The sequence below is a fragment of the Gordonia sp. J1A genome, assembly GCF_055393515.1.
This window is the reverse complement of record NZ_AP041607.1, coordinates 3811710-3836652: the sequence shown is the minus strand read 5'-3', so window position 1 is coordinate 3836652 and position 24943 is coordinate 3811710. Positions and strand designations below refer to the sequence as shown.

At 68.9% G+C, this 24943-nt stretch carries 27 protein-coding genes; 13 read left to right on the top strand and 14 right to left on the bottom strand.

Features of this window, described 5'->3' with window-relative positions; all coding sequences use genetic code 11:
- Nucleotides 1–12: 12 nt before the first annotated feature.
- Together ACZ5QD_RS17920 and ACZ5QD_RS17915 are read left to right on the top strand one after the other, a co-directional pair.
- A complete protein-coding gene (locus tag ACZ5QD_RS17920) occupies nucleotides 13–222 on the top strand; it encodes a helix-turn-helix transcriptional regulator (protein WP_464366991.1) in 210 nt (69 codons plus the stop codon).
- A 1-nt stretch (nucleotide 223) separates the two neighbouring features.
- Nucleotides 224–694 (top strand): hypothetical protein, encoded by a 471-nt coding sequence (locus ACZ5QD_RS17915; protein WP_006894372.1) that lies wholly within the window; start codon nucleotides 224–226, stop codon nucleotides 692–694.
- Here ACZ5QD_RS17915 and htpX read toward each other — a convergent pair.
- Nucleotides 682–1551 (bottom strand): zinc metalloprotease HtpX, encoded by an 870-nt coding sequence (gene htpX / locus ACZ5QD_RS17910; RefSeq protein ID WP_464366990.1) that lies wholly within the window; start codon nucleotides 1549–1551, stop codon nucleotides 682–684. The two genes, ACZ5QD_RS17915 and htpX, sit on opposite strands and share 13 nt — an antisense overlap.
- A gap of 127 nt (nucleotides 1552–1678) precedes the next feature.
- Nucleotides 1679–2698 carry a polyprenyl synthetase family protein gene (locus ACZ5QD_RS17905; protein WP_006894368.1) on the bottom strand — a complete coding sequence of 340 codons (1020 nt, stop codon included), beginning with the start codon at nucleotides 2696–2698 and terminating at the stop codon, nucleotides 1679–1681.
- Between the two features lie 98 nt (nucleotides 2699–2796).
- Here ACZ5QD_RS17905 and ACZ5QD_RS17900 point away from each other — a divergent pair, with 98 nt between their 5' ends.
- Nucleotides 2797–4056, top strand: coding sequence for a geranylgeranyl reductase family protein (locus ACZ5QD_RS17900; RefSeq protein ID WP_464366989.1), 1260 nt, complete (start codon nucleotides 2797–2799; stop codon nucleotides 4054–4056).
- Nucleotides 4057–4068: 12 nt separating this feature from the next.
- On the opposite strand, the gene ACZ5QD_RS17895 is transcribed toward ACZ5QD_RS17900, so the two are convergent.
- The 3 genes from ACZ5QD_RS17895 to menD are packed head-to-tail and all read right to left on the bottom strand — an operon-like array spanning nucleotide 4069 to nucleotide 6918.
- Entirely contained in the window at nucleotides 4069–4797 is a 729-nt protein-coding gene (locus tag ACZ5QD_RS17895) for a demethylmenaquinone methyltransferase (protein WP_006894365.1), read from the bottom strand.
- A gap of 10 nt (nucleotides 4798–4807) precedes the next feature.
- Entirely contained in the window at nucleotides 4808–5236 is a 429-nt protein-coding gene (locus ACZ5QD_RS17890; protein WP_006894363.1) for a hypothetical protein, read from the bottom strand.
- Nucleotides 5233–6918 (bottom strand): 2-succinyl-5-enolpyruvyl-6-hydroxy-3-cyclohexene-1-carboxylic-acid synthase, encoded by a 1686-nt coding sequence (menD, locus tag ACZ5QD_RS17885; protein WP_464366988.1) that lies wholly within the window; start codon nucleotides 6916–6918, stop codon nucleotides 5233–5235. The genes ACZ5QD_RS17890 and menD overlap by 4 nt, the downstream gene beginning before the upstream one ends.
- 95 nt (nucleotides 6919–7013) lie before the next feature.
- On the opposite strand from menD, the gene ACZ5QD_RS17880 reads away from it, so the two are divergent.
- Entirely contained in the window at nucleotides 7014–7631 is a 618-nt protein-coding gene (locus ACZ5QD_RS17880) for a class I SAM-dependent methyltransferase (protein ID WP_464366987.1), read from the top strand.
- On the opposite strand, the gene ACZ5QD_RS17875 is transcribed toward ACZ5QD_RS17880, so the two are convergent.
- The gene (locus ACZ5QD_RS17875; RefSeq protein WP_045538045.1) at nucleotides 7568–9142 is read right to left on the bottom strand and encodes an HNH endonuclease; all 1575 of its coding nucleotides are present in this window, start codon (nucleotides 9140–9142) and stop codon (nucleotides 7568–7570) included. The genes ACZ5QD_RS17880 and ACZ5QD_RS17875 overlap by 64 nt on opposite strands.
- Nucleotides 9143–9315: 173 nt before the next feature.
- Here ACZ5QD_RS17875 and ACZ5QD_RS17870 point away from each other — a divergent pair, with 173 nt between their 5' ends.
- Nucleotides 9316–10566 (top strand): saccharopine dehydrogenase family protein, encoded by a 1251-nt coding sequence (locus ACZ5QD_RS17870; protein ID WP_045538043.1) that lies wholly within the window; start codon nucleotides 9316–9318, stop codon nucleotides 10564–10566.
- A 16-nt stretch (nucleotides 10567–10582) separates the two neighbouring features.
- Here the strand turns inward: ACZ5QD_RS17870 and ACZ5QD_RS17865 are convergent, their stop codons facing one another.
- Genes ACZ5QD_RS17865 through ACZ5QD_RS17850 form a run of 4 tightly spaced genes read right to left on the bottom strand, consistent with a single transcriptional unit; the run spans nucleotide 10583 to nucleotide 13887 of the window.
- Nucleotides 10583–11239: a PaaI family thioesterase gene (locus ACZ5QD_RS17865; protein WP_045538042.1), complete on the bottom strand. Its 657-nt coding sequence runs from the start codon at nucleotides 11237–11239 to the stop codon at nucleotides 10583–10585.
- A 42-nt stretch (nucleotides 11240–11281) separates the two neighbouring features.
- Complete coding sequence (locus ACZ5QD_RS17860) at nucleotides 11282–11974, bottom strand: TetR/AcrR family transcriptional regulator (RefSeq protein WP_006894354.1); 693 nt, start codon at nucleotides 11972–11974, stop codon at nucleotides 11282–11284.
- 22 nt (nucleotides 11975–11996) lie between these two features.
- On the bottom strand, nucleotides 11997–12773 hold the full coding sequence (locus tag ACZ5QD_RS17855) for an enoyl-CoA hydratase (RefSeq protein WP_006894353.1): 777 nt from the start codon (nucleotides 12771–12773) through the stop codon (nucleotides 11997–11999).
- 43 nt (nucleotides 12774–12816) lie between these two features.
- On the bottom strand, nucleotides 12817–13887 hold the full coding sequence (locus tag ACZ5QD_RS17850) for an enoyl-CoA hydratase/isomerase family protein (protein ID WP_045538041.1): 1071 nt from the start codon (nucleotides 13885–13887) through the stop codon (nucleotides 12817–12819).
- Between the two features lie 214 nt (nucleotides 13888–14101).
- On the opposite strand from ACZ5QD_RS17850, the gene ACZ5QD_RS17845 reads away from it, so the two are divergent.
- The gene (locus ACZ5QD_RS17845; RefSeq protein ID WP_045538040.1) at nucleotides 14102–15055 is read left to right on the top strand and encodes a 1,4-dihydroxy-2-naphthoyl-CoA synthase; all 954 of its coding nucleotides are present in this window, start codon (nucleotides 14102–14104) and stop codon (nucleotides 15053–15055) included.
- Nucleotides 15056–15157: 102 nt separating this feature from the next.
- Entirely contained in the window at nucleotides 15158–16810 is a 1653-nt protein-coding gene (locus ACZ5QD_RS17840; RefSeq protein ID WP_045538039.1) for an MFS transporter, read from the top strand.
- Between the two features lie 9 nt (nucleotides 16811–16819).
- Here the strand turns inward: ACZ5QD_RS17840 and ACZ5QD_RS17835 are convergent, their stop codons facing one another.
- Entirely contained in the window at nucleotides 16820–17881 is a 1062-nt protein-coding gene (locus ACZ5QD_RS17835) for an LLM class F420-dependent oxidoreductase (RefSeq protein WP_045538038.1), read from the bottom strand.
- A 270-nt stretch (nucleotides 17882–18151) separates the two neighbouring features.
- Here ACZ5QD_RS17835 and ACZ5QD_RS17830 point away from each other — a divergent pair, with 270 nt between their 5' ends.
- The 5 genes from ACZ5QD_RS17830 to menE are packed head-to-tail and all read left to right on the top strand — an operon-like array spanning nucleotide 18152 to nucleotide 21517.
- The gene (locus ACZ5QD_RS17830; protein WP_006894345.1) at nucleotides 18152–19363 is read left to right on the top strand and encodes an inorganic phosphate transporter; all 1212 of its coding nucleotides are present in this window, start codon (nucleotides 18152–18154) and stop codon (nucleotides 19361–19363) included.
- A 26-nt stretch (nucleotides 19364–19389) separates the two neighbouring features.
- Nucleotides 19390–19662 (top strand): hypothetical protein, encoded by a 273-nt coding sequence (locus ACZ5QD_RS17825; RefSeq protein WP_006894343.1) that lies wholly within the window; start codon nucleotides 19390–19392, stop codon nucleotides 19660–19662.
- Nucleotides 19663–19696: 34 nt separating this feature from the next.
- A complete protein-coding gene (locus ACZ5QD_RS17820) occupies nucleotides 19697–20008 on the top strand; it encodes a DUF3349 domain-containing protein (protein ID WP_006894341.1) in 312 nt (103 codons plus the stop codon).
- Nucleotides 20009–20018: 10 nt separating this feature from the next.
- On the top strand, nucleotides 20019–20360 hold the full coding sequence (locus ACZ5QD_RS17815) for a DUF3349 domain-containing protein (RefSeq protein ID WP_006894337.1): 342 nt from the start codon (nucleotides 20019–20021) through the stop codon (nucleotides 20358–20360).
- Nucleotides 20357–21517: an o-succinylbenzoate--CoA ligase gene (gene menE, locus ACZ5QD_RS17810; protein WP_222110968.1), complete on the top strand. Its 1161-nt coding sequence runs from the start codon at nucleotides 20357–20359 to the stop codon at nucleotides 21515–21517. Before ACZ5QD_RS17815 ends, menE begins: the two co-directional genes overlap by 4 nt.
- A gap of 4 nt (nucleotides 21518–21521) precedes the next feature.
- Here menE and ACZ5QD_RS17805 read toward each other — a convergent pair whose 3' ends face one another.
- Nucleotides 21522–22865, bottom strand: coding sequence for a PE-PPE domain-containing protein (locus tag ACZ5QD_RS17805; RefSeq protein ID WP_464366986.1), 1344 nt, complete (start codon nucleotides 22863–22865; stop codon nucleotides 21522–21524).
- A 167-nt stretch (nucleotides 22866–23032) separates the two neighbouring features.
- Here ACZ5QD_RS17805 and ACZ5QD_RS17800 point away from each other — a divergent pair, with 167 nt between their 5' ends.
- Entirely contained in the window at nucleotides 23033–23902 is an 870-nt protein-coding gene (locus ACZ5QD_RS17800; RefSeq protein ID WP_006894328.1) for a 1,4-dihydroxy-2-naphthoate polyprenyltransferase, read from the top strand.
- A gap of 21 nt (nucleotides 23903–23923) precedes the next feature.
- On the opposite strand, the gene ACZ5QD_RS17795 is transcribed toward ACZ5QD_RS17800, so the two are convergent.
- Both ACZ5QD_RS17795 and ACZ5QD_RS17790 read right to left on the bottom strand, forming a co-directional pair.
- A complete protein-coding gene (locus tag ACZ5QD_RS17795) occupies nucleotides 23924–24652 on the bottom strand; it encodes a Clp protease N-terminal domain-containing protein (protein ID WP_006894327.1) in 729 nt (242 codons plus the stop codon).
- Nucleotides 24645–24911 (bottom strand): hypothetical protein, encoded by a 267-nt coding sequence (locus ACZ5QD_RS17790; RefSeq protein ID WP_006894326.1) that lies wholly within the window; start codon nucleotides 24909–24911, stop codon nucleotides 24645–24647. Before ACZ5QD_RS17790 ends, ACZ5QD_RS17795 begins: the two co-directional genes overlap by 8 nt.
- Nucleotides 24912–24943 lie beyond the last annotated feature (32 nt).

Genomic DNA, 24943 nt, shown 5'->3' with positions numbered 1-24943 from the left:
TTGACTTCTTGCATGTCCGAAATTCCGTCACCGGTGAAGGCGGCACGCACTCGAGCCGGTCTGCGGCAGGCAGATCTCGCCACGGCGGTGGGTGTCAGCCGGCAGACCGTGGTCTCGCTGGAGCGAGGCGACTACGCACCGTCGGTGTACCTGGCGATTCGGATAGCTCGGACCTTGAACAGTTCGGTCGAAGAGCTTTTTCCGCTACCCGAGGAGCACTGACATGTCACCTCAGACGAAGACCCTTCCCGCGCTCCTGCTGCGCAACACCGACGACTCGTGGGGCGACGAGCGCGAACGGGCCGTGATGCTCGAGGCCTACGCCTACGTGTTCATACTGGCGACGATCCTGCTGTGGACGCTGGCCGCGGTGTCCGCGTGGTTCGTTCCCGCCTGGGTCACCGTGGCCTTCTTCCTCGGACTGCTGATCCCGTCGGTCGAGTGGCAGCGGTACTGCCGGGCTCGCGGCGTCGACGCCCACGCCCTCGCCTACGGCGGCGAGTCGTGGGTGCGCACCGCTCTGATCGGCTGCTACTTCGGGGGCTGCGCGGTCTCGATGGCCACGGCCGTCATCGCCGAAATCGATCCCGGCGACGGCGTCGGCGGGGCCGTCGCCGGAGGAGTCGTCGGGGCCCTCGCCGCGGTGCTCGTCGGGCGCTGGGCGGCGAAGCGGAAGCAGGATCAGAACCGCTGACCGCCGTTGCGCGCCATCTCGTGGAGCCGCGCGATCCGGTCGGCGGTCGGCGGGTGCGTAGAGAACAGGCGCGACAGCTTCTCGCCGGGGCGAAACGGGCTCTCGATCATCAGGTGCGACTGGTTCGCCAGATCCGGCGTCGGAGGCAGCGGTGCGGCGGCGATGCCGCCCGAGATCTTCGAGAGCGCGGATGCGAGCGCCAGCGGATCACCGGTGAGCTCCGCGCCCGACGCGTCGGCCTGGTACTCCCGCGACCGGGACACCGACATCTGGATCACCATCGCGGCCACCGGACCGAGGATCGCGATCAGGATCATCGCCAGCGGGTTGGGCCCGTTGTCGCGGTTGCCGCCGAACGCTCCCATCCACATGGCCATGTTGGCCAGGCCGCTGATCACCGCGGCCATCGCGCCGGCGACGGAACTGATCAGGATGTCGCGGTTGTAGACGTGGGAGAGCTCGTGGCCCAGCACCGCCCGCAGCTCGCGCTCGTCGAGCAACTGCATGATCCCGGACGTGCAGCACACCGCGGCGTTCTTGGGATTGCGCCCCGTCGCGAACGCGTTCGGCGACTCGGTGGGACTGATGTAGAGCGCGGGCATCGGCTGGTGCGCCTGGGTGGCGAGGTCGCGCACGATCCGGTAGAGCTCAGGCGCCTGAACCTCGGTCACCGGCTGCGCGTGCATCGCCCGCAGCGACAGCTTTGCGCTGTTGAAGTAGGCGTAGGCGTTGGTGCCCACGGCGAGCAGAACCGAGAACACCAGGATGTTCGGGTTGTTGAACAACGCACCGATGCCGACGATGATCGCGGACATCAAGCCCATCAACGCCGCCGTCTTGAGGCCGTTGAAATGCATGGCACCTCACTGTCAGAAGAACACTGTCCTTAGAACTTCATTCACAGTGGCAAACGTGCAGGACCACCCCGATAGTTCCAGCCGTTACCGCAGTCACTACGCGCGAAGAATACGCGAGTCGCGACGGTCAGCCGACGCGGTCGACCGTATAGCGCACGAGTGAGCTGAAAGCGTCGTTCGCCGGTCCCGCGGGCAGACCGGCGAGGAGCCCGTCGGCCTCGTCGGCCATCGCCTCCAGGCGAGCGCGGGCCTGCTTCATGCCCGCCGAGTCGACGAGCAGGTTCAGGGCCTCGTTCACCTCGCCGTCGTCGACGAGTGGTCGTGCCGCTCCGCTCTGCGGGTCGACGAGGAGCTGCGACAACCGCTCGCTGCCCGGCCCGTCGCCTGCGAGCGCCAGCAGCACCGGCAGCGTGTGCACTCCCTCGCGGAGGTCGGTGCCGGGCGTCTTGCCCGAGTCGCCGCTCACGGAGGCGATGTCGATGATGTCGTCGGAGACCTGGAATGCGGTGCCCACCACGTCGCCGAGCCGGGCGAGCGTGTCGACGGTGGTCGCGTCAGCGCCGGCGGTGTACGCGCCGAAGCGCCCGGCGGTCGCGATCAGCGACCCCGTCTTCTCCCACACCACCTTGAGGTAGTGATCGATGGGGTCGCCGCCGGCGCTGACGCCGACGGTCTCACGCATCTGCCCGGTCACCAGTTCGGCGAACGTGTCGGCGATGATCCGGACCGCCTCCGGGCCCAGTGTCGACACCAGGTGCGAGGCCCTCGCGAACAGGAAGTCGCCCGCGAGGATCGCGATCGAGTTGGACCAGCGCGCGTTGGCGCTCGGCGCTCCCCTGCGGAGGGAGGCCTCGTCCATGACGTCGTCGTGGTACAGGGTGGCCAGGTGGGTCATCTCGATGACGGTGGCCGAGGTGATGACGTCGTCGCTCCCCGGAGTCGTACCGAAGTGCGAGGCGAGGATCGCGAACATCGGACGGAACCGCTTGCCACCGGCCTTGGCCAGATGGGTGGCGGCTTCGACCAGGATGTCGTCCCCCGACGACAGCTCGCTGATCAACAGATCCTCGACGCGCTGAAGCGACTCCTGCACCTGCCCGGCGAACTCGCCGGTCCCGAGGTCCAGTCCGGCAAAAGTGGACTTCACGTGTTTGGCCCAATCCCATCGGTGATCCGAACGCCGCGGATTCGTCGTTCGGCGACACCAGAAGCGTAACTGCTCACGGCGACAGACATACTGGTCGGGTGACAAGCGCGACGCCCGGCGAAGCCGTTCCCGATTCCGCCGACCTTCTGGTGGTGGGCGCCGGACCCGCCGGTGCGGCGGCCGCAGCCCATGCCGCGGCCCGCGGATCGGATGTGGTGCTGCTCGACGCGGCGGTCTTCCCCAGGGACAAGACGTGCGGCGACGGGCTGACGCCGAGGGCGGTGACCGGCCTGCACCGACTCGGCATGAGCGGTCTGCTCGACGGCCGTCCGCGCATCCGGGGCCTGGAGCTCAACGGCTGGGGCGCACGGCAGCGGGTCGACTGGCCGGCCGCCGACCGTTTCGGCGCGTACGGCAGCGCGATCGCCCGCACCGAACTCGACGACGCGATCCGCCGTTTCGCGCTCTCGCGCGGCGCCCGGATGGTGTCCGGGGCCAAGGCCGTCGGCGCGCAGCTGGTCGGCGGCCGGATCGAGTCGGTGACCGTGGTACGGGACGGTGAACGGCGTCAGATCCGCGTGCGGGACGTGATCGTGGCGGACGGTGTGCGATCGGCGCTCGGAAAGTCGCTCGGGCGCCGGTGGCACCGTGACACCGCGTATGGCGTGGCCGCGCGGTCGTACGTCGACTCGGGGAGGTCCGGCGACGCATGGATGGGCTCGCATCTCGAGCTCCGCGATCCGGACGGTGCGCTTCTGCCCGGTTACGGCTGGGTCTTTCCGCTCGGCGACGGAACGGTGAACGTCGGGGTCGGGGCTCTGGCCACGGCGGGCCGGCCGGCGTCGATGGCTCTGCGCCCGGTGGTGGAGCACTATGCGCGGATGGTGGCAGGTGACTGGCAGCTGACGTCGGCGCCGCAACGGATCGCTTCGGCGCTCCTGCCGATGGGCGGAGCGGTGAGCGGAGTGGCCGGAGCGAATTGGATGCTGATCGGTGACGCCGCCGCGTGCGTCAATCCGCTCAACGGCGAGGGGATCGACTACGCGATCGAGACGGCCGCCCTGGCGGTCGACATGCTGGAGTCGGAGAACGACTACTCGGTCGCATGGCCGGGGCTGCTGCGGTCGGAGTACGGTGTCGCATTCGCCGCGGCGCGCCGGGCCGCGGGTCTGCTGACCGTCCCGCAGACGGTGCCGCTGCTCGGCCGGCCCGGGATCCGTTCGGCTCGGCTGATGTCGGCGGTGGTGCGCGTGATGGGCAATCTCCTGACCCCGGACGACTCCGATCTCATCGCCCGCGCTTGGCGCGGCGCCGGCCGCATCGCTTCGACTCTGGAGGACCGGCCGCCGTTCACCTGACCGGTCCGGGACTCACGCGGCGGGTTGCGCGCTCTTCACGCCCCGGTGGATCGCCACGATTCCGCCGGTCTGGTTCTGCCAGGTGACCTCGCCGAATCCGGCGTCGCCGATCATCGACGCGAGAGCGGCCTGGTCCGGCCACGCGCGAATCGACTCGGCGAGGTACACGTACGCGGCGGGATTGCTCGACACCTTTGTGGCGACGGCGGGCAGCGCCTTCATCAGGTACTCCATGTAGACCGTGCGGAAGGGCTTGAGCGTCGGAGTGGAGAACTCGCAGATCACGAGCCGGCCGCCGGGCTTGAGCACCCGATTGAGTTCCGACAGGGCCAGGGGCACGTCGTTGACGTTACGGAGACCGAATGAGATGGTCGCGGCGTCGAAGGAGGCGTCCGCGAAGGGCAGGTGCAGCGCGTCCGCGGCCACCTTTGGCACCTTGCGGTTCGCGCCTGCTCGGAGCATGCCGAGTGAGAAGTCGGCGGCGATGCACGTGGCACCCGAGGCCGCGAGTTCGACGGTGGACACGGCGGTGCCCGCGGCGAGGTCCAGGACCACGTCGCGCGGCTTCAGGTCGAGCGCGCGGCGGGTGTTGCGCCGCCAGAGCCGGTCCTGACCGAATGAGAGCACCGTGTTCGTCAGGTCGTAGCGGCGTGCGACGCCGTCGAACATCTCGGCGACCTCGGACGGCTCCTTCTCGAGGCTCGCGCGCGTTCCGGCGCCGTGGTCGGTGCTGTCTGTCATGGAGTCCAGCCTAATCGCGGCGTGTGCGGCGCCCGGTCTCGGCCACCCCGACCATGAGGACGATCACCACCGCCCAGCCCGCGGCGATCACCGACAGTGCGGGGACGATCGACAACTGGGCATCGCGGCCGACCGGCCGGGCGAGGTTGTCGGGATCGGTGGTGTCGTAGTCGACGAGGATGCGCTGCCCGGTGGACAGATGCGTGGGGTACAGCAGGCCTAGTTTGGGGTTGCGCAGTACCCCGTCCGGGGTCACGAAGTTGACGGCGGCGTGCAGGCGGTCGGCGGAGATCACCTCGGCGACGGCGGTGGCCTTGTTGGCGTCGATCTTCGAGTCGTTGCGGTAGGCGCCGGCGATGATGACCGCGCCGATGAGACTCACCACGACGCCGACGGCCACCAGCGCGATCTGAATGCGCCGCTGCACTGTCCGGGTCATGACTGCTCAGGATAGTCGGGTGCCGCGTCGAGCCCGGCGGCGATCCGGGCGTGGAGTTCGCGCAGACCGTCACGGTTGGTGCGCACCTCGAGAACTTCGATGCCGCCCTCGGGCGCGGGGCCGGTGAGAGCGTCGGACAGCTCGTCGAGTCGCACGCGGCGGTGGCCGATGTTGAATCCCGCGCACATCGCGGCGAGGTCGGTGCGGTGCGGGGTGCCGAAGATCCGGTCGTAGACGCCGAGGTAGGCGTCGCGCGCGAAACGCGGATCGCCCTGTTCCAGGAGGCCGAAGATGCCGCCGCCGTCGTCGTTCGCGACCACGATGCGCAGATCGGCGGGGCGCGGCTCATCCGGGCCGATGACGAGACCGGTGGCGTCGTGGATGAACGTGAGGTCGCCCATCAGCGCGACGGTCCGTCCGCGGGCCAGGGCCGCGCCTATCGCGGTGGCGTTGGTTCCGTCGATGCCGGCGACCCCGCGATTGGACATCACCTTGACTCCGTCGGCGACGGTGCCCGCGAGCGCGATGTCCCGGATCGGGTTCGACGCACCGACCACGAGCGTGTCGCCGGGCGTCATCGCGGCGGCGACGGCCCGAGCCACGTGTAGACCCGTGCTCTGGTGTGAGGCGTCGAGCTCGGTCGTCACCGCCTGCTCCACCAGGTTGTTGACTCGCGCGGCCTCGTCGAGCCATGTCTGCCGGGGATCACCGGTGGCCACCGCCCGGGTGCCGGTTGCGACCACGTTGCCGGACACGTCGGGCCACCGCGGGCCGGTGGTCAGCGCGAACACCTCCACCGACGGATCGGCGAGCAGCCTCGACACGGAGCGGTGCAGAGTCGGGCGCCCGCAGATGATCGCCTGTTTCGGTCTCAGCTTGCCGAGTGCGAGCGGGTGCAGGGGGTTCGCCGCGCTCGGCGCTGTCGGCTCGGCGACGGTCGGCAGTGCTGCCAGTTCGGGATGAACTCCGGCGCCGTGCCCGGACACCACGACGGTGTCGCGCGAGAGGTCGATCTCCAGGGGGATGTCGAGCTTGCCGACCGGCGCGTAGGTCCACGGAGCGTCGCCGGGGCGCCCGGCGAAACGTCCGTCATCCAGGACCGAGAGGTCGGTGTCCGGAAGGTCCCCCGCGTCGGGCACCAGCGGCTCACGCAGCGGGATGTCGAACTGCACCGGCCCGGCGTTGCCGGTGCGCGCGCCGCGCGCAGATGCGAGGACCCGGCCCACCGCCGACCGCCACTGGGAGTTGGTATCGAGGTCTTCCTCCGCGAGCCCGAGGCTGATGGCTGCGCGCACCTGGGTGCCAAACATGCCGAACTGCTCGATGGTCTGATTGGCGCCCGAGCCCAGAAGCTCGTACGGCCGGTTGGCGCTGATCACGACCAACGGCACCCGCGCGTAGTTCGCTTCGAAGACGGCGGGCCCGGTGTTCGCGACAGCGGTGCCGGAAGTCATCACAATCGGCACCGGGCGGCCGGAGGCCACGGCCAATCCGAGTGCGAGGTATCCGGCAGACCGCTCGTCGATGCGGACATGGAGCCGAAGGCGGCCCTGCGTGTCAGCCGCATGCAGCGCGAAGGCCAGCGGCGCGTTCCGCGATCCCGGGCACAGCACGGCCTCGGTGACACCGCCGCGGATCAGTTCGTCGACGATCACACGCGCCTGCAGGGTGGACGGGTTCATGGATATAGACCCTATGCGCCGGGACGGGGCAGCCGATCCGAAGGTCGGCTCCGACTCCGCGCCCTCCGGAAGCGGCCATGAAATATCGTCGGCACATGGGCTTCTACTCCGAGCACGTGCTGCCGCGGATCATCGTCAAGACCTGCGGGATGCCCGCGATGGACGATCTGCGGCGCCGGTCCTGCGAGCCGCTGTCCGGCGATGTGGTGGAGATCGGTTTCGGGTCCGGCTTCAACGTCGGCCGGTATCCGGCGGATGTGAGGCGTGTCGCCGCGGTGGAGCCGAGTGATACCGGTTGGCGGCTCGGGGCCGCGCGGATCGCGGCGTCGTCCGTGCCGATCGAGCGGGGTGGTCTGGACGGGCAGCGGCTGCCCTTCGACGACGATTCGTTCGACTCGGCGTTGTCGACGTTCACCATGTGCACCATTCCGGAACTCCCCGTGGCGCTCGCGGAGCTGCGGCGGGTCGTCAAACCCGGCGGGATTCTCGCCTTCCTCGAGCACGGCAGGGCTCCAGACCCCGGCGTACGCCGATGGCAGCGCCGACTGGAGCCGATCCAGAAGCGTCTCGGCGGAGGATGCCACCTCACCCGCGACATCCCCACGATGTTGACCGAGGCGGGCTGGGAGATCGTGGCGCTCGACTCCTTCTACGCCGACGCGGCGCCGAAGCCCTTCGCGGCGTTCTCGCTCGGCTGGGCCCGGAATCGGTAGCTCGCGGGTCCGCCGGGTTCCGAAGGTCTTTCCGGTGGTGGGCCCGATTCTTGCCGATGCCGTTCTCGCGGGTGCAGGTGCCGTGCCTGCCCGGCGTGGTGGATGGGGTTCAGGCGCCAGGGTCCGTTAGTGGTGGCTGGTCGCCAGGCCATGCGTCCGGCATCGGGCCCGTCGGTGAGGATGGTGGTCTCCCATTGTCCGCGGTTGGTGCCGACGGCGCGGTTGTGGCGCCCGCAGGCGGCGCCGAGGGCGTCGATGTCGGTGCGCCCTCCCGGGGTGATCCAGTCCGGTGCGTGATGGGCTTGAGTTTGCGCGAAGGGGCGGTCGTAGCCGGGGGCGGTGCAGCCGCGGTCGCGGGCGAACAACGCCAACCGCTGCGCTCTACTCGCAAACCGTGCACCACGGCCCTGGTAAAGGACTTCGCTGGTGTGATTCCGGAAGACGGCCAGGTGCGGGACGGCGTCGGCGGCGAGCCGCACGAGTTCACCGATCGGGATGCGGGTGCCGGTGGCGGTCAGGGAGATTCCGGCGTGGACGGCGAGTTCTTGATCGGCGACGGTGATGACGAGTTCGGCCGGTATCCGGGTCGGTGCTCCGAGTCCGCCGTGGGCGAGAACGTAATCACACAGGGCCAGCAGCGCGTCGTGTGTGCGCTGGGCGGCACTGCGCAGATCCCGGCCCCGCGCCGCCGCCAGAGCCTCGGCGTCGATGCCGTCGGCGTCGATGGTTCCGGTGGGTGAATCCGGGTCGGCTGGGTTGTTCATCCCGGGTGCGGCCCAGGCGGTCAAGATCACCTCGAACTTCGCCCGCAACTCCGGAGTCATCGCGCCACGGACTCTGCTCATCAACTGACGATCCTGCGGGAGGATGCTGATTCCGCGTTGGCGTTGCCGGTCGACGTGATCGCTCTCCTGACCATCCGGATCCAGGTGAGCGAGCAGCCGGTCACCGACCTTGCCCAGATCATCCTTGCCCAGATCATCCGGATTCAACCCAGCCGCAGCCTCGGCCAACTCCGCCTCAGCACGGACTTTGACCTCCGGCGAGATGCAGCCCGGTACTTTCGCCAAAACGGCCGAGATCACCAACGCGTGTTCGGCGCCGACAGTCCCGGCCGCCACCGCCGCGGCGGTCGCCGGCTTGCGCGGAGGCAGAGTCTGCCCCTGAAAGTTGGAGAACTCGCCGATCGCCTCAGCCATCCGCAGCCGCCGGCTGGCCTCCCGGGTTCCCAGCCGCAGCCCTTGCGAGAGGTACTGGTGCGGATTCAGATAGCCCGCGGTTCGGTGCGCGTTGCGATCGGAGACCTCCACCAGGATTGCTGCGGAGACGCCGTCCCAGCGTCGCCGAATCCGTTCGGCGATCTGCGTGTGGGCCAGCAGTTCCGGTTCGGTCTCCGGTGACAGCGAGGTCTCGGCGAGTTTGACCGCCGCGGCATCGATCAGTGCGAGTAGTTCGGCGGGCCGCTCCGGCAGCACGCCGGTGGCGATCGAATCAGCGAACGGATCGCTCATCGCTGCCACCTCCCCCGAGTGTTTCAGCTGGTCACACCATATTTTCTTGATTACCTGAACGCTATCACCCACCTATGACACAACTGATCGATGAATCGAACAGGCACGCAGACAGTTCGTGCCGGCGGTGTAGATACCGGGTCGGCGGTCGGGATGCCAGTAGGGTCGACCCCATGAGTCGCGAATTCGACGTCGTCGTATTTGGAGCCACCGGTTTCGTCGGTGAGCTCACCGCCCAGTACCTCGCCGACCATGCACCGGCGAGCACTCGCATCGCTCTCGCCGGGAGGTCGGAGACCAAACTCGCCGCGGTGCGACGACGCCTCGGCGAGCGCGCACGCGACTGGCCGCTGATCGTGGCCGACTCGGACTCGCCGTCGTCGCTAGATGCGATGTGCGCACGTACGCAGGTGGTCTGCACCACGGTGGGTCCGTACCTGCGCTACGGCGAGAATCTCGTGATCGCTGCCGCGACCGCAGGCACCGACTACGTCGACCTCACCGGCGAGGTCCCGTTCGTCCGGCACTCCATCGACAAGGCCGACGAACTGGCCACCGCGTCCGGCGCGCGAATCGTGCATTCCTGCGGATTCGATTCGGTCCCGTCCGACCTCGGCGCGTATCTGCTGCACCGAACGATCGCCGAAGACGGCGCGGGGGAGATGACCGACACCACCATGGTGGTGACATCGCTGCGCGGCGGCGTCTCCGGCGGAACGGTCGACTCGGTCCGGGTGATCGCAGAGATGGCGAAAGACGCGGACACCAGAAGCCTGATCATGAACCCGCAGGCGCTCTCCGGCGGGTCGGGTGAGACTCCGCGCGCGGGCCTCAACTCCGAGCCCAGCGATATGACGCCGGTCGACGCGAAGAAGGTCGACCCCAGCCTGCGGGGCACGCTCGCACCGTTCTTCATGTCCTCTTACAACACCCGCGTGGTGCGTCGTTCGAACTACCTTCTCGACGGTGCGTACGGTGACGCGTTCCGCTACCAGGAGACGATGTCGGTCGGCGGCGTGCCCGGCCTGTCGGCCGCACTGGCCGGGATCGTCACCGTCGGAACCGGAGCATTCCTCGGCGCGATGAGCTTCGCACCCACCCGCAAGGTCCTCGACATGGTGCTCCCCAAGCCCGGCAGCGGCCCCGGAGAGAAGTCCCGCGAGACGGGCAACTTCGTCACCCAGACCTTCACCACCACGACCACCGGACGCCGGTATCGCTCACAGATGCGCGCGCACGGCGACCCCGGATACAAGGCGACCGCCGTGATGCTCGGCGAGGCATCGCTGGCTCTCGCTCTGGATCGTGATCGGCTCCCCGACCGCGCCGGCGTCCTGACCCCCGCGGTGGCGATGGGCGATGTGTTGATCGATCGCTTGCAGGCGGCGGGTTTCGTCGTCGAGGCGCACGAACTGAAGGCGTGAGCCCGACCCGTCGCGGCTACGCCTGACCGGGCCTCAGCTCGATGAAGAGTGCGTCCATCTCCGCGCACAGGCGGTCGCCGTCATGCAGCGTGCCGCGGACGAAGTTCTTGCGACCGTCGTGTTCGTGCACCCAGGTGCGCAGCACGAGTGGTGTCTCCAACGGAGTCAGTGACCGGTAGTTCACCGTCAGATAGGCGGTCCGCGCCGGCCGGCCGGCTCGCAGAGCCGCAGCCATGCCACCGAGGTCGTCGAAGGCGACCGCGACGTGCCCTCCGTGCGCCACACCGTTGCCTCCGAGATGGAACCGCCGGAAGGTCACCTCCGCGTCCACCCCCTCCGGCCCACCGTTGCGCACCTCGTACGGCGGCAGGGTGATGTTGCCCCGCGACGGCAGGTCGATCCGGGTCCCCGACGGTGACGTCCACTCGTCGACGAGGGTCGTGTCGAGCTTGGCGTTGAGCTTCTTGAGGTCCTCGATCACCTCGTCGGCCAACTCGGGGGTCGGCGACGCGTACCGCACCTTGTCCATGAACGTGCGGACCTGCTCGACCATCTCGCCGTAGCTCGGTCCCCCGCGTTCGGTCGTGACCTCGAAGTCGGCGCGGAACCCGCCCTGGTGCGGTGACGTCTCCGACGCCTCTGTGCTCGACTGCTGTTCGGTTGCGCCCGTCATCGTTTCACCGTATCTTCCGCGCGACCGCCTCCTGTGGTCGGCTCAGACTTCCCCCTGCGACAGCAGCCTGTCGATCTTGGTCTCGATACGAGCGAGCCTCTCGTCGTCGGACGACCGCCGGGCGTCGGCGTGGCCGGCGCCGATCAGCAGATCGACGATCTGCCGTCCCACATCTGCCGTGTGCACCGGACGCCCGGCGTATCGCTGGCCGCGCGCGCTGTGCTCCAGCGTCCCGAAGATCATGTCGCGCGCCAGCGCCGACGGAAGCGAGGCGTCCACTTCTCCGCACCGCTTCATGTCGTCGATGACCGCGGTGTAAAGCCTCGTGTAGCGGCGGTTGGAATCGATGACGACCGACGCCAGCTCCGTGCCGGGAAACGCCTGGGCGGTGTGGATGTACACCTGCACCAGGTCCCACTGCGTCGCCATCACCGCACACCAATCGTGGACCAGGCGGCGCAGCAGTTCCGACGGCGTCGCGCCGTCCTGCGCCAGAACCGCCTCGGCCTGGCCCTGCAGCCCCTCGTAGAACTCCCGGGTGACGGCGGTGAGCAGGCCGAGCTTGCTGGAGTAGTGCAGGAAGACGGTGCCCTCCGACACTCCCGCACGCCGGGCGATCTCGGCGGTGGTAGCCGCCTGAAAGCCCGACTCCGCGAAGCACTCCGCGGCGGCCGCACGCACGGCGCTGCGCGTGCGGTCGCTCTTCGATCCGGCCTGCCCCCGCGCCGCCGTCACGACGCCGGTCCCGTCTCGCGCATCAGCGGTGCTTGAATTCCGGTTCCCGCTTCTCCACGAAGGCCGCCATGCCCTCGGTCTGATCGGCGGTGGCGAACAGCGAGTAGAACAGGCTCCGCTCGGCGCGGACGCCTTCGGTGAGGCTCGACTCGAACGCGCGGTTCACCGCTTCCTTGCCGTACGACGCCGCGATGAACGACTTGCTCGCGATGGTCGCCGCGACCTCGCGAGCGGTGCTGACCACCTCGTCGGTCGGAACCACGCGCGACACCAGACCCGCCCGCTCCGCCTCGTCAACCTTCATCTGCCGCCCGGTGAGGACCAGGTCCATCGCCTTGGCCTTGCCGACTGCTCGGGTGAGTCGCTGCGATCCGCCGATCCCGGGGATCACGCCGAGGTTGATCTCGGGCTGACCGAACCTGGCGTTCTCGCCGGCGATGATGATGTCGCAGAGCATGGCCAACTCGCAGCCGCCGCCGAGCGCGTAGCCCGCAACCGCCGCGATGATCGGAGTGCGGGTGCGCGACAGTTCGTCCCACGCGCCGAAGAACTGCTGGCCGACCACCTCGCTGAAGCTCTTCGACTGCATCTCCTTGATGTCGGCGCCTGCGGCGAAGGCCTTCTCCGAGCCGGTGATGACGATGGCGCCGATCTCCGGGTCCGCGTCGAAGCCGCGCACGGCCGCAACCACTTCGCCCATCAGTTCGGTGTTCAGCGCGTTGAGGGCCTTGGGACGGTTCAGGGTGATGACGGCGACGCGGCCGTCGGTCTCGGTGAGGATGGTCTGGTACTCGGTCATCTGCGGTTCTCCAATGGCTGTCGGGTGCGGTCGGGCATGAGGTTCACGGGTTCACAATGGTGAGTTCGAGCCCCTCGGGCAGCGGCGCGAAGAAGGCGTCCACGTCGGCCTCGGTGACGTCGCCGATCTCCGCGGGACTCCACGACGGATTGCGGTCCTTGTCGATCACCTGCGCCCGGATCCCCTCGGCCATGTCGTGGCTGCGGACGCATCGCACCGACACCCGGTATTCGCGGGCGAGCGCCTCGTCGAGAGTCGGCAGCGGGTTGCGGAGCGCCCGCAGCGTCACCGCGAGGGTCGTCGGGCTCTTGGCCCGGAGCGTCGCGGCCGCCTTCTCCGCCGCTTCGGTGCCGACGGCCTCGCAGCGGCGGACGATCTCGGCGACGCTGTCGGCGGCGAAGGCCTCGTTGATCCAGTCGCGCTGGGCGTACAGATCGGACGCGGGCGGCTTCTGGGCGTAGGTGGCCAGCGCCTCGTCGACGGTGGTCGCGGAGACGGCCTTGACGAAGGCGTCGAGATCTGCGGCGGGGACGTAATGGTCCGCGATGCCGAGGGCGATGGCATCGGCGCCGTTGATCGAGGCCGCCGTGAGGCCCAGGTACACGCCGAGTCGGTCCGGAATCTGCGAGAGAAGGTGCGTGCCTCCGACGTCGGGGACGAAGCCGATACCGGTCTCCGGCATCGCGAGCCGGGTACGGTCGGTGACCACGCGGGTGTTGGCGTGTGCGGAGACGCCGACACCGCCGCCCATGACGATCCCGTCCATCAGCGCGACGTACGGCTTGGGGAACTTCGCGATCTCGGAATTGAGCTGGTACTCCTCGCGCCAGAACACCGCCGACGGGCAGGCCGTAGCCTCTGCGTCGCCGGCGCCGGCATCGACGAGTGCCTTGGCGTCGCGGTGAATCGACACGATGTCGCCACCGGCGCACAGTCCGCGCTCGCCGGCGCCGGAGAGCACCACCGCCTTCACCGCGTCGTCCTCGCGCCACTTCCGCAGCGCGGCCGACATCAGATCCACCATCTCGTCGTTCAGGGCGTTGATGGCCTTCGGGCGGTTGAGGATCAACCGGCCGACGCCGCCTTCCTGCGACACCACGACGGGCTGGTTCATCGAGCCTCCTGCTTCTTGATCGACACGTCCTCCGCGAGAAATCGGAGTGACACTCAGTTTGGAACCTAGCATCTGAACATCGGTAATAGAAGATGGAGGTCGCACTCCCAACGACGGACTTGAGCGCCACTGCATCGGTGCCGGCAGACCACCCCGTCACCGTCGCCGCCCACACCGACTCGCGCCGACCGGGCTCCAACTAGGCTCGGAAGACATGACGACCGACTCCAGCCCCTTCGACCCGTCCGCATGGCGCACCGTCCCCGGCTTCGAGGACCTCACCGACATCACCTACCACCGGCACACCGGTGAAGGCCGCGCCAACGGCATCGTCCGCATCGCGTTCGACCGGCCCGAGGTCCGCAACGCCTTCCGACCGCACACGGTCGACGAGCTCTATCGAGCCTTCGACCACGCGCGTCGGACCCCGGACGTGGGCACAGTGCTTCTGACCGGCAACGGCCCGTCGCCCAAGGACGGCGGCTGGGCCTTCTGCAGCGGCGGCGACCAGCGCATCCGCGGCCGCAGCGGTTACCAGTACGCCACCAGCCACGATTCCGATGTCACCGCGGCGACCGTCGACGGAGTGGACGAGGCACGGGTCAAGGCCGAGGGCGGACGACTGCACATCCTCGAAGTCCAGCGGTTGATCCGCACCATGCCCAAGGTCGTCATCGCGGTCGTCAACGGCTGGGCCGCGGGCGGCGGCCATTCGCTGCACGCGGTCGCCGATCTGACCCTCGCGTCCCGGGAACACGCCCGGTTCAAGCAGACCGACGCCGACGTGGGCAGCTTCGATGCCGGTTACGGCAGCGCCTACCTCGCCAAGCAGGTCGGCCAGAAGTTCGCCCGCGAGATCTTCTTCCTGGGCGAAGCCTACGACGCCGAGACCATGCATCAGATGGGCGCCGTGAACCGCGTCGTCGATCATGCAGAACTCGAGAACACGGCCATCGAATGGGCACGGAAGATCAACTCCAAGTCGCCCACCGCGCAGCGGATGCTGAAGTTCGCGTTCAACCTGACCGACGACGGGCTGATGGGTCAGCAGGTCTTCGCCGGCGAGGCCACGCGTCTGGCCTACATGACCGACGAGGCGGTCGAGGGCCGGGACGCCTTCCTGGAGAAGCGTGATCCGAACTGGGACTCGTTCCCGTACTACTACTAGACCCGCCAGTATTGAGACCGCCCCCGCATCCACCTTCTGATTGATCTTGGCCTAACACCAAGACACGGTCCGCGCAGCCGGTCGATCTGGTGAGATCGACGCATGACAGGTGCTCCCCCCGGTTCCACCCTGCCCGCGAACACCTCAGCGCCCACCCGCCGGGACTGGATCGGCCTCGCCGTCCTGTCGGTCGGGCTGGGCCTGATCGTGCTCGACGGAACGATCGTCGGCGTCGCGCTGCCGGCGATCATCAGCGACCTGAGTCTCGACCTCACCGACGCCCAATGGGTCAACAGTCTGTACGCGGTGGTGTTGGCGGCACTGCTGCTCTCGACGGGCCGACTCGCCGACCGCTGGGGCCGCAAACGGATGTTCCTGTTCGGACTCACCGTCTTCGTCGCCGGCAGTCTGCTCGCCGCCGCTTCCGGGTCGGCGGGCACGCTGATTGCGGCCCGTGCGGTCCAGGCGGTCGGCGCGGCGTTCATCATGCCCTCGACCCTCTCCACGGTGAACGCCGTCTTCCGCGGTCGCTACCGGGCCGCAGCCTTCGGTGTCTGGGGTGCGGTGATCTCCGGCGCGGCGGCGGTGGGACCGCTCGCGGGCGGCGCCCTGACCCAATGGGCGTCGTGGCACTGGATCTTCCTCGTCAATCTGCCGCTCGGTCTCGTCGTGGCGATCGCCGCGATCTTCACGGTGTCCGAATCGAAGGGCGGCGACGATCGGCCCGGCGCCGATGTCGACGGCGCGATGCTCAGCATGATCGGTTTCGGCGCACTGGTGTTCGCCGTGATCGAAGGGCCCGACCTGGGTTGGTGGACGCCGAAGGGCGAGCTGAAGGTGTTCGGATGGAGGTGGCCCGAGCAGGCGCCGATCTCGATCGTCCCGGCGGCCTTCGCGGTGGCGGCGTCGGCTCTGGTCCTGTTCGTCGTCTGGGAGCGTCATCGCCGGAACAACGGGCGGTCGGCGATCCTCGACCTCCGGCTGTTCGGCCTGCCCACGTTCTCGTGGGGCAACGTCACCGCCGCCGCAGTGGCGGTCGGAGAGTTCGGCATCATCTTCGCGCTGCCGCTCTATCTGGTGAACGCGCTCGGCCTCGACGTGATGCAGGCCGGTCTGGTCCTGGCCGCCATGGCGATCGGCGCCTTCGTCTCCGGCGCCATGGCGCGACACCTCGCGGCACGGCTGGGCGCCCCCGCCGTGGTGCTGCTCGGCCTCGGTCTCGAAGTCGCAGGCGTCCTGATCCTCGTCGTGGTGATCGGGAGCTCCACCTCCGGCTGGATCATCGCGCTGCCGTTGATCCTCTACGGCCTCGGTCTGGGGCTGGCTTCGGCTCAACTCACCGGGACCGTCCTCCGCGACGTTCCGGTGGACGACTCCGGTCAGGCGTCGGCCACCCAGAGCACGGTCCGGCAGGTCGGATCGGCACTGGGCACGGCCTTCGCCGGCGCGGCGCTGTCGGTGGCACTCGCGACGACCCTGCCGACCGCACTCGACCACGCCGGATTCAGCGGTCCCGCCGCGGACCAGGTGGCCGCCGCCACCCGCGAGTCAGCGGGCACCACCATCACGATGCTGCGCGCCGAGGGGGTCCACAGCCCGCTCGGCGACCGGACCGACGCCGCGGTCGGCGCACTCTCGGAGGGATTCGCCGATGCCACCCGATGGTCGATGGTGGTCGCCGTCGCATTCCTCGCGCTGGGCTTCCTCGGCGCGGCACGACTGCGCCGCGCCGCCGCCGCACCCGCGCGGACCTGACGTGCCGGCTCAGCCGATGAGTTCCTTCAACACCCGCATGTCCTCCACCCGGCGGTTGTGGGACGCGGCGGCCGGCGAGGCCAGCAGCACGCCGACACCGCTGGCGCGGAACCGCTCGACCTGCTCGGCGACCTTCGACCGCGGACCGATGAGGCTGATCGCGTCGATCAGATCCTGGGGAATCGCCGCGGCGGCCTCGTCCTTGCGGCCGTCCAGATACAGATCCTGGATCAGCGCGGCCTCGTCGACGTAGCCGTACCGCTGGACCAGCGAGTTGTAGAAGTTCTTGCCGCGGGCTCCCATGCCGCCGATGTACAGCGCCGAGTGGTGCCGCACCGCGTTCTCCGCCGCCGCGATCTCGTCGGCGTCCTCGGTGATCAGCGCACTGGCCTGAATGACGATGCGCAGTTCCGGCAGATCCGGGTCGCGCTTGGCCCTGCCTGCCGCCAGCGATTCACCGAAGGCGGCCTCGACGTAGTCGGGGTGGTAAAGGAAGGGCTGCAGTTCTTCGAACATCTCGGCGGCCAGTTCGACGTTCTTGGGCCCGATCGCCGCGAGCAGCATCGGGATGCGGTCACGGACGGGGTGGTTGATGATCTTCAACGCCTTGCCGAGCCCGCTGCCGCCGTCCTCCTTCGTCAGCGGCAGCTGGTAGTGCTTACCGCGGTACTCGACGCGCTCGCGGCGCCACACCTTCCGGCAGATCTCGGCGTTCTCGCGCGCCCGGCCGAGCGGGAAGTCGTACTTGACTCCGTGGAAGCCCTCGATCACCTGCGGACCGGAGGCACCGATGCCGAGAACCGCACGACCGCCGCTGATGTAGTCGAGGCCGGCCGCCGTCATGGCGAGATTGGTCGGCGTGCGCGAGTACATCGGCAGGATGCCGGTCTGCAGTTCCATCGTCTCGGTGCGCGCGGCGATGTACCCGAGCTGACTGACCGCGTCGAAACTGTAGGCCTCGGGTACGGTGACCCGGCTGACGCCGACCCCCTCGAAGTCCCGGAGATTATCGATGGTCTCGCGGAAGTCGCCCGCGTAATTGATGGGCATGCCCAGCGTCATCGGCGTCATGGGCTGATTCTGGCACACGTTTTTCACCGGCGATCGGCGAGACCGCCCGCGTCCGGCCGCCACCTGATCGGAGGCCGCGTTCACCTGCCGGTCACCTTCGTTCCACCGGGACGTCGGAAACAACCGGCAACTCCCGGTGGCGCGAAGCCCACCGACAGATGAACTTTCCGTTAACGCACCTCCGGAGACCGGAAAGTAGCAGGTCAGAGCACAAAAGTCGGACCTTGGGCGAGTTGACTCGACCCACGGTTCCCCGGTCATAGTGGTCGCATGACCGCAGAGATGCTCATCCTCGTGCTGTTGATCGTCACAGCCCTCGGCTTCGACTTCACGAACGGGTTCCACGACACCGGCAACGCGATGGCGACGTCCATCGCGACCGGCGCTCTGAAGCCGAAGGTCGCGGTCGGTCTCTCCGCGATCCTCAACCTGGTCGGCGCGTTCCTCTCGGTCGAGGTCGCCGCCACCATCACCAAGGACGTGCTGAACATTCAGCAGACTTCCGGTGACGCCAAGGGTGAACTCGTCGCCGGTCTCGACGCGAACAAGGCGCTGATCATCATCTTCGCCGGTCTGATCGGCGCGATTCTCTGGAATCTGTTCACGTGGCTCTTCGGTCTGCCGTCCAGTTCGTCGCACGCGCTGTTCGGCGGCCTGATCGGCTCGGGTCTGGCGGCGATCGGAACCTCGGGCATCAACTGGCACGGGATCCTCGCGAAGGTGATCGTCCCCGCGCTCTTCGCTCCGGTGATCGCATGCATCGTGGCCTCGGTCGGCACACTCATCATCTACGCCATCTCCAACGGCATCTCGGAGAGCAAGCGCGAACGCGGTTTCCGCAACGGTCAGATCGCCTCGGCCTCGCTGGTCTCCCTCGCACACGGCACCGGCGACGCGCAGAAGACGATGGGCGTCATCGCCCTCGCCCTGATCGCCACCGGTCATCTGGATTCGGGAAGCGTGGCCCACGGGCTGCCGTTCTGGGTGGTCCTCTCGTGTGCCGGGGCGATCGCACTGGGCACCTGGATCGGCGGTTGGCGCATCATCCGCACGCTCGGCAAGGGACTGGTCGAGATCCAGGCTCCGCAGGGCATGGCCGCGGAGGCCTCGTCGGCCGCGATCATCCTCACCTCCTCCGCTGCCGGCATGGCGCTCTCGACCACTCAGGTGGCCACCGGGTCGATCCTGGGCAGCGGACTGGGCAAGAAGGGCGCGGAGGTCCGCTGGGGCGTCGCCGGCCGCATGGCCGTCGCCTGGATCACCACACTTCCGGCCGCCGCCGCGGTCGGCGCCCTCTGCTACTGGCTCGCCAGCCTGATCGGCGGCGCACCGGGCGCGATCGTCATCTTCCTGATCCTCGCCGGGCTCTCCGGCTACATGTACTACCGGGCTCAGCAGCAGAAGGTGGACGCCGACAACGTCAACGCCGACTGGGACGAGACGACGAACTCGCCGGTTCCCGCAGCCACCGAACAGTCCTGAACCCAGCTTCCGCGAAAGGCACCTCCATGGACATCGTCTCCGCCATCACCAAGGTTCTCGCCGTCGGGCTGCTGTTCGGCGCCGGTCTGCCCGCACTGTTCGCCGTCGGTATGCGCCTGGAGGCAGCCGGGCACGGCGATCTCGGCAAGCCCGCGAACCCAGTCCTCCGCATCATCGGATACCTGATGTTCGCCCTCACCGCGGCCGTCATCGTCGTCGGCATCCTCTGGATCTGCCGGCAGACCCTGAACTACTACTTCGATCTCAGGATCTTCCCGGACTTCGCCTACAAGAGCTGACCGCTGCGCGACCGCTAAGACACGAGGAGACACCATGCCCCCATCGCTGTTTGAGAACGTCATCAAGTGGATCCGCGCCGGGTACCCCGAAGGCGTCCCCGCCACCGAGTTTCCGCCGCTGCTCGCACTGCTCCGACCGGTTCTGTCGGAGAGCGAGATCACCGATGTGATCCTGAGCCTCGCGCTGGAGCACGGCACCGAGACTCCCGCGACTCCCGAGCGGATCCGCGACGCGATCCACGCCGTCACCGAGCAGGCGCCGTCCGAGGAGGAGACGCGGCAGGTCGCCGCACGACTCGCGGCCGCCGGCTGGCCGCTCACCGATCGCGTCCCGGTATCGGACTGAACGGAGGAGTATGGATCGCCCCTCCTTCCTGAGCGGCGTGGTCCGCTGGCTGCGCGCCGGCTATCCCGAGGGGGTGCCGAGCCGCGACTATCAGCCGCTCTTGGCGCTGTTGCGCCGACAGCTCACCGAGGACGAGATCAGGCAGGTCGCTCTCGAGCTCGTCGACACGCGTGCTCCGGAGCCGATCAACCGGATCGATGTGGGCGTCGAGATCTCCAAGGTCACTCAGGAACTGCCCCGCCAGGAGGACGTCGACCGGGTACGGCAGACTCTGAAGGCAGCGGAGTGGCCCTTCGACGACGAGCCGCTCGCTCCGCCCGATCGGCCCGAGAACCCGGAGGAACCGTCCTGAGAGTCCTGCAACCGCTCGAACTGCCGGCGGGACCGGCCGTCCTCGAGGCCCGCCGCGACCTGCTGGCACTCCTGGACGGCGACGCCGCCTATCTCCCGCTTCCCGCCGGCGACGCCGCCGAGACGCAGAGGCTCTCGCACGCCCTGGCGCTCGGCGAGCCCATCGACGACGACGCCGCGCTCGTCGTGTCCACCTCGGGGACCACCGGCACTCCGAAGGGCGCGGTGCACACGGCCGCCTCCCTGCACGCCTCCGCGACGGCGACGGCCGACGTGCTCGGCGGCCCGGGCAGCTGGCTGCTCGCGCTTCCGCCGCACCACATCGCGGGACTGCAGGTGATGCTGCGGTCCCTCGCCGCCGGTCACGATCCCGTCGTACTCGATCTCGCGGCCGGATTCGACCCGTCCGCACTGCCCGGACGCGTCGCCGCCATGCCCGGTGACCGCCGATACACCTCGCTGGTCCCGACTCAACTGCGCAAGGCTCTCGACGTGCCTGCCGCGGTCGCGGCGCTGGGCCGGTTGGACGCCGTTCTCGTCGGCGGCGCGGCCACCCCGCCGGCACTCCTGGCCCGCGCACTCGACGCCGGCCTGCCGATCGTCCGCACCTACGGGATGAGCGAGACCGCCGGCGGTTGCGTGTACGACGGCGTGCCCCTGCCGGGCGCGACGGTCCGGATCGACGGATCCGGCGGCGCCGAACCCGGCCGGGTGGTTCTCGGCGGCGCGACGCTGGCCCGCGGCTACCGCAACATGCCCGACCACCCGGCGTTCGCCGAACCCGGATGGTTCCGCACCGACGACCTCGGCGTCCTCGACGACGGTGTTCTGCGCATCGTCGGCCGGGCGGACGAGGCGATCACCACCGGCGGCCTCACCGTGGTCCCGCAGGTGGTCGAGACGGTCCTGGGCGAGATGCCCGGCGTCGCCGACTGCGCGATCCTGGGCGTCCCCGACGAGCGGCTCGGCGAGAAGGTGATCGCGGTGATCGTCCCCGTCCCCGGAGCCCGGCGCCCCGGACTCGACGACGTCCGCGAGTTCGTCTCCGACCGCCTCGACCGCTACGCGGCCCCCCGCGCGGTGTTCACCGTCGGAGAACTGCCGCTGCGCGGGCCCGGCAAGGTGAATCGCCGGGCGTTGCGCGAACGGTTCGCCTGACGCATCACGCCGCCGCGGGAACGTCGGTCGGCTCCTCGGCGGGGTCCGCCGTGTTCGCGGAGTCCGCCTCCGCGGCACCGGTTTCGGCCGCGTCGTCGGACTGCGACGACGGGGCGGCGACACCGGTCTCGGGCGCAGTCGTCGCGGGCGCACTGCTCTCAGGTGCAATCGCCTCGGGGGCGGTCTCCACCGTGCTCGTCTCGGGTGCGCTGGCCGTCTCGGGAGCCGCATGGCGCGGCCCGTCCGACGTCGCACCGTCCCGCTGCTGCGGCTCGGCCCATTCGCCGTTCGCGTCGAGCAGCCGGTGCGCTCCGCCGGAGGAGAGCGGGACGTCGACCACCGGAGCCTTCGGATCCGCATCGCCGGCGGTGATCTCATGAGTCGGATAGAAGGACTCCGCTGCCCGGTCCCACTTCTCCAGCCGCTCCTGGGACACCTGGATCCCGACCGCCCGATAGACCATCGCGGTCAGCAGCGCGAGCGGGTGGTACGTGTCGTAGATCTCGTAGGTGGTGTTCCCCTCGACACTCTGCAAGGTCTTGACGTGCTCGAGGTTCTCGATGTGCGCATAGGTGTACTCGCCCGGATCGGAGTGGATCGCGAGGAAGCCCGCCGCGTTGACCAGGACCGAAGCCACGGGGCGGTACCAGATCCACTGTGTGTGGGCGACGGGATCGCCCTGCACGATGACCTGAACGACCTTCACCTCGGCGGAGTCGGCGGGGTTGCGGGCACCGTCGTTGTCGACTCCGAACAAGCCCATCAGCGGCGTCGCGAACGGGGTTCGGCTCAGCCGCGATTTCAGTCCCCAGGGCCCGCGCGGATCGGAGACGAGCAGGATGGTGCTGTCGGATCCGAGCAGCCCCTCCTCTGCCGCCTGCTCCACGGCGTTGCCCAGTGCGTCGGAACCCTGCGAGTAACCGGTGTAGACCACCACCCGATCGGCGTCCTGGAACGCCCGCATCACGCTGAGGGTGTTCGCGGTGCCGACGTCGCGCGACTGGTCGTAGGTCGGCGCGAAGAAGGGCAGCAGCCGACCCGACTTCCCGGAGATGATCGGGCCGAACGATTCGGGGTAGGTCACGATCGTCGACTCACGGCCCCCGACGATTCCGTTGATCCGCGGATAGCGGACGTCATCCGTCCCGGGAACGACGACGACGTGCGCGTCGTCGTCCGCCCCCTGGACCCAGTCACCGAGCACATCGGTGTACTCGGTGACCGCCGGACCGGCAGTGGCGACCGACGGCAGGAAGACCGGAGTGGGTGTCGCGGCGACCGCGGCGGGCGCGGCCAGTCCGAGACAGATTCCGCAGATCGCCGTCGACGTGGCAAGTGTGCGCTTCATGATTCTCTCCCCCGACGCAGAACTGTGCGTCCGCGGCACCGAGCCTCGGACGCACCTGACAGCATTCTATGAGAACATGCCGTGACCTGCGCGGACAGTCCCTGGAAGAGTGACGGTCGAGTGACCGACACCAGACCTGGGGACACCGGGATGAGATGATGTGGCCTGTGGCAACAGTGACTCAGTGGATCGAAGGCGCACGACCGCGCACCCTGCCGAACGCGATCGCCCCGGTGGTCGCCGGGACCGGCGCGGCCGTCCACCTCGGTGACGTCACCTGGTGGAAGGCCGGTCTCGCACTGGTCGTCGCACTGGCGCTGATCGTAGGCGTCAACTTCGCCAATGACTACTCCGACGGAATTCGTGGCACAGATGACGACCGCGTCGGTCCGCTGCGCCTGGTGGGTTCCCGCCTGGCGAGCCCGCGAGCGGTCAAGACCGCGGCGCTCATCTCACTCGGCATCGGCGCGGTCTGCGGACTCGTCCTCGCCGTGGCGACGGCCTGGTGGCTGGTGCTCGTCGGAGCGGTCTGCATCGCCGGCGCGTGGTTCTACACCGGAGGCAAGCGACCCTACGGCTACCTCGGCTTCGGTGAGATAGCCGTGTTCGTGTTCTTCGGTCTCGTCGCGGTGCTCGGTACGCAGTTCGTCGCCGCGGGCTCCGTGGACTGGATCGGCGCCGGCTGCGCTGTGGCCGTCGGCAGCCTCTCGAGCGGAGTCCTCGTCGCGAACAACTTGCGCGACATCCCGAGCGACACCGAATCGGGCAAGATCACTCTCGCTGTCCGGCTCGGCGACCGCCGGACCCGGACGTTCTACCTGCTCCTCTGCGTGATCCCGGTGATCGTCAGCGTCGCCGTCGCAGTCGTCGCCCCCGCCGCCGCTGCCGGCCTGCTGGTGATCGTCCCCCTCGTCAAACCGGTGCGACTGGTCCTGGGCGGCGCCCAGGGACGCGACCTGATCCCGGTGCTCGCGCTGACCGGCATCGCGATGCTCGTGTGGTCCGTGGCGACGGCGATCGGGCTCGCCCTGACATAGGACGAGCCCGATGGGCTGGCGTCAGCCGGCGGTGGTGCCCTCGGGCAGCAGCGCCGTCACCGCGGCACGCAGGTCGTCGACGGTCGTGGCCGACTCCACCACGGCGGTCGCCGCCGGGTCGGCGCCGTCGAGGATCGCCAAGAGGACTCGTTCCACGGTGAGTTCCCGCTCGTTCTCGGCCCGGGCCGTCATCGCGGCCCTGCGGAGCGCCTCGCGGGCCGCCTCCGACATTCGGCCGCCGCGACCGCGGCCACGCGGACCCCGGCGTCCACGGCCGCCCTCCCAGGCGCCGAACCAGATTCCGTCCGGACCGAACTGGGCCTGGAAACCGGGGCCGTCGAACGATGCCGGTCCCCCATGCGGACGTCCGTGATGGGGCCGCCCGCCGCGGCCGCGGCCGCGCTCGGGGCGCTGCCCCCAGCCCTCCGACAGGTCCTCTCCGAAGCGGTCGCCGACCGCCTCGCGCACCTTGTCGAGGTCGATGCCGATGCTGCGCAGGGCCTCCCGGTCCTCTTCGTAGCGGTCGCGAACGTCCTCGACGGGACCGTCGTCGTCGTTTCGCACCACCTTCCGTGCCTCCGCCAGAGTCAGACCCTGGTCGGTGAGCACGGTGAACAGCGGACTGCGAGCATTGCACAGCATTCCGAGGATCAGGTGGTCGGTGCCGATCTGCCGGCTTCCGAGGTCTTTGGCCTCCTGCACCGCGAACATGAAGCTCGCGCGTGCGTCTGAGTTGAAACGGTCAAACATCGTTGCCGTCCTTTCCGGCCGCTTCCGCGGCCTCTCGATACGAGTGCTTCTGATGCACCGCTTGACGACTGATCTGCAGGACATCGGCGATCGCCTGCCAACTCCATCCCTGCGACCTCGCCGAAGCCACATGGACGTCTTCGAGCCGGTCGGCGAGAGTCCGCAACGCCCGAACCACACTCAATCCCGTCGCCGGGTCGGCGCTGGCCGCCGACCGAACCATCGGATCGGGGTTGTTCACGCTTTCGTCTGTGTGCATGATGTCAATTTATCTTGACGGAATTGCCCTGT

Excerpts from the sequence above, each read along its gene's own strand:
- ACZ5QD_RS17825 (WP_006894343.1), top strand. The coding sequence starts at position 19,390 with ATGGACATCGTCTCCGCCATCACCAAGGTTCTCGCCGTCGGGCTGCTG.
- ACZ5QD_RS17865 (WP_045538042.1), bottom strand. The coding sequence starts at position 11,239 with ATGACGGGCGCAACCGAACAGCAGTCGAGCACAGAGGCGTCGGAGACG.
- ACZ5QD_RS17850 (WP_045538041.1), bottom strand. The coding sequence starts at position 13,887 with ATGAACCAGCCCGTCGTGGTGTCGCAGGAAGGCGGCGTCGGCCGGTTG.
- ACZ5QD_RS17880 (WP_464366987.1), top strand. The coding sequence starts at position 7,014 with ATGGGCTTCTACTCCGAGCACGTGCTGCCGCGGATCATCGTCAAGACC.
- ACZ5QD_RS17895 (WP_006894365.1), bottom strand. The coding sequence starts at position 4,797 with ATGACAGACAGCACCGACCACGGCGCCGGAACGCGCGCGAGCCTCGAG.
- ACZ5QD_RS17845 (WP_045538040.1), top strand. The coding sequence starts at position 14,102 with ATGACGACCGACTCCAGCCCCTTCGACCCGTCCGCATGGCGCACCGTC.
- ACZ5QD_RS17920 (WP_464366991.1), top strand. The coding sequence starts at position 13 with ATGTCCGAAATTCCGTCACCGGTGAAGGCGGCACGCACTCGAGCCGGT.
- ACZ5QD_RS17835 (WP_045538038.1), bottom strand. The coding sequence starts at position 17,881 with ATGACGCCGATGACGCTGGGCATGCCCATCAATTACGCGGGCGACTTC.
- ACZ5QD_RS17870 (WP_045538043.1), top strand. The coding sequence starts at position 9,316 with ATGAGTCGCGAATTCGACGTCGTCGTATTTGGAGCCACCGGTTTCGTC.
- ACZ5QD_RS17795 (WP_006894327.1), bottom strand. The coding sequence starts at position 24,652 with ATGTTTGACCGTTTCAACTCAGACGCACGCGCGAGCTTCATGTTCGCG.
- ACZ5QD_RS17820 (WP_006894341.1), top strand. The coding sequence starts at position 19,697 with ATGCCCCCATCGCTGTTTGAGAACGTCATCAAGTGGATCCGCGCCGGG.
- htpX (WP_464366990.1), bottom strand. The coding sequence starts at position 1,551 with ATGCATTTCAACGGCCTCAAGACGGCGGCGTTGATGGGCTTGATGTCC.
- ACZ5QD_RS17815 (WP_006894337.1), top strand. The coding sequence starts at position 20,019 with ATGGATCGCCCCTCCTTCCTGAGCGGCGTGGTCCGCTGGCTGCGCGCC.
- menD (WP_464366988.1), bottom strand. The coding sequence starts at position 6,918 with ATGAACCCGTCCACCCTGCAGGCGCGTGTGATCGTCGACGAACTGATC.
- ACZ5QD_RS17855 (WP_006894353.1), bottom strand. The coding sequence starts at position 12,773 with ATGACCGAGTACCAGACCATCCTCACCGAGACCGACGGCCGCGTCGCC.
- ACZ5QD_RS17875 (WP_045538045.1), bottom strand. The coding sequence starts at position 9,142 with ATGAGCGATCCGTTCGCTGATTCGATCGCCACCGGCGTGCTGCCGGAG.
- ACZ5QD_RS17915 (WP_006894372.1), top strand. The coding sequence starts at position 224 with ATGTCACCTCAGACGAAGACCCTTCCCGCGCTCCTGCTGCGCAACACC.
- ACZ5QD_RS17790 (WP_006894326.1), bottom strand. The coding sequence starts at position 24,911 with ATGCACACAGACGAAAGCGTGAACAACCCCGATCCGATGGTTCGGTCG.
- ACZ5QD_RS17805 (WP_464366986.1), bottom strand. The coding sequence starts at position 22,865 with ATGAAGCGCACACTTGCCACGTCGACGGCGATCTGCGGAATCTGTCTC.
- ACZ5QD_RS17830 (WP_006894345.1), top strand. The coding sequence starts at position 18,152 with ATGACCGCAGAGATGCTCATCCTCGTGCTGTTGATCGTCACAGCCCTC.
- ACZ5QD_RS17890 (WP_006894363.1), bottom strand. The coding sequence starts at position 5,236 with ATGACCCGGACAGTGCAGCGGCGCATTCAGATCGCGCTGGTGGCCGTC.
- ACZ5QD_RS17840 (WP_045538039.1), top strand. The coding sequence starts at position 15,158 with ATGACAGGTGCTCCCCCCGGTTCCACCCTGCCCGCGAACACCTCAGCG.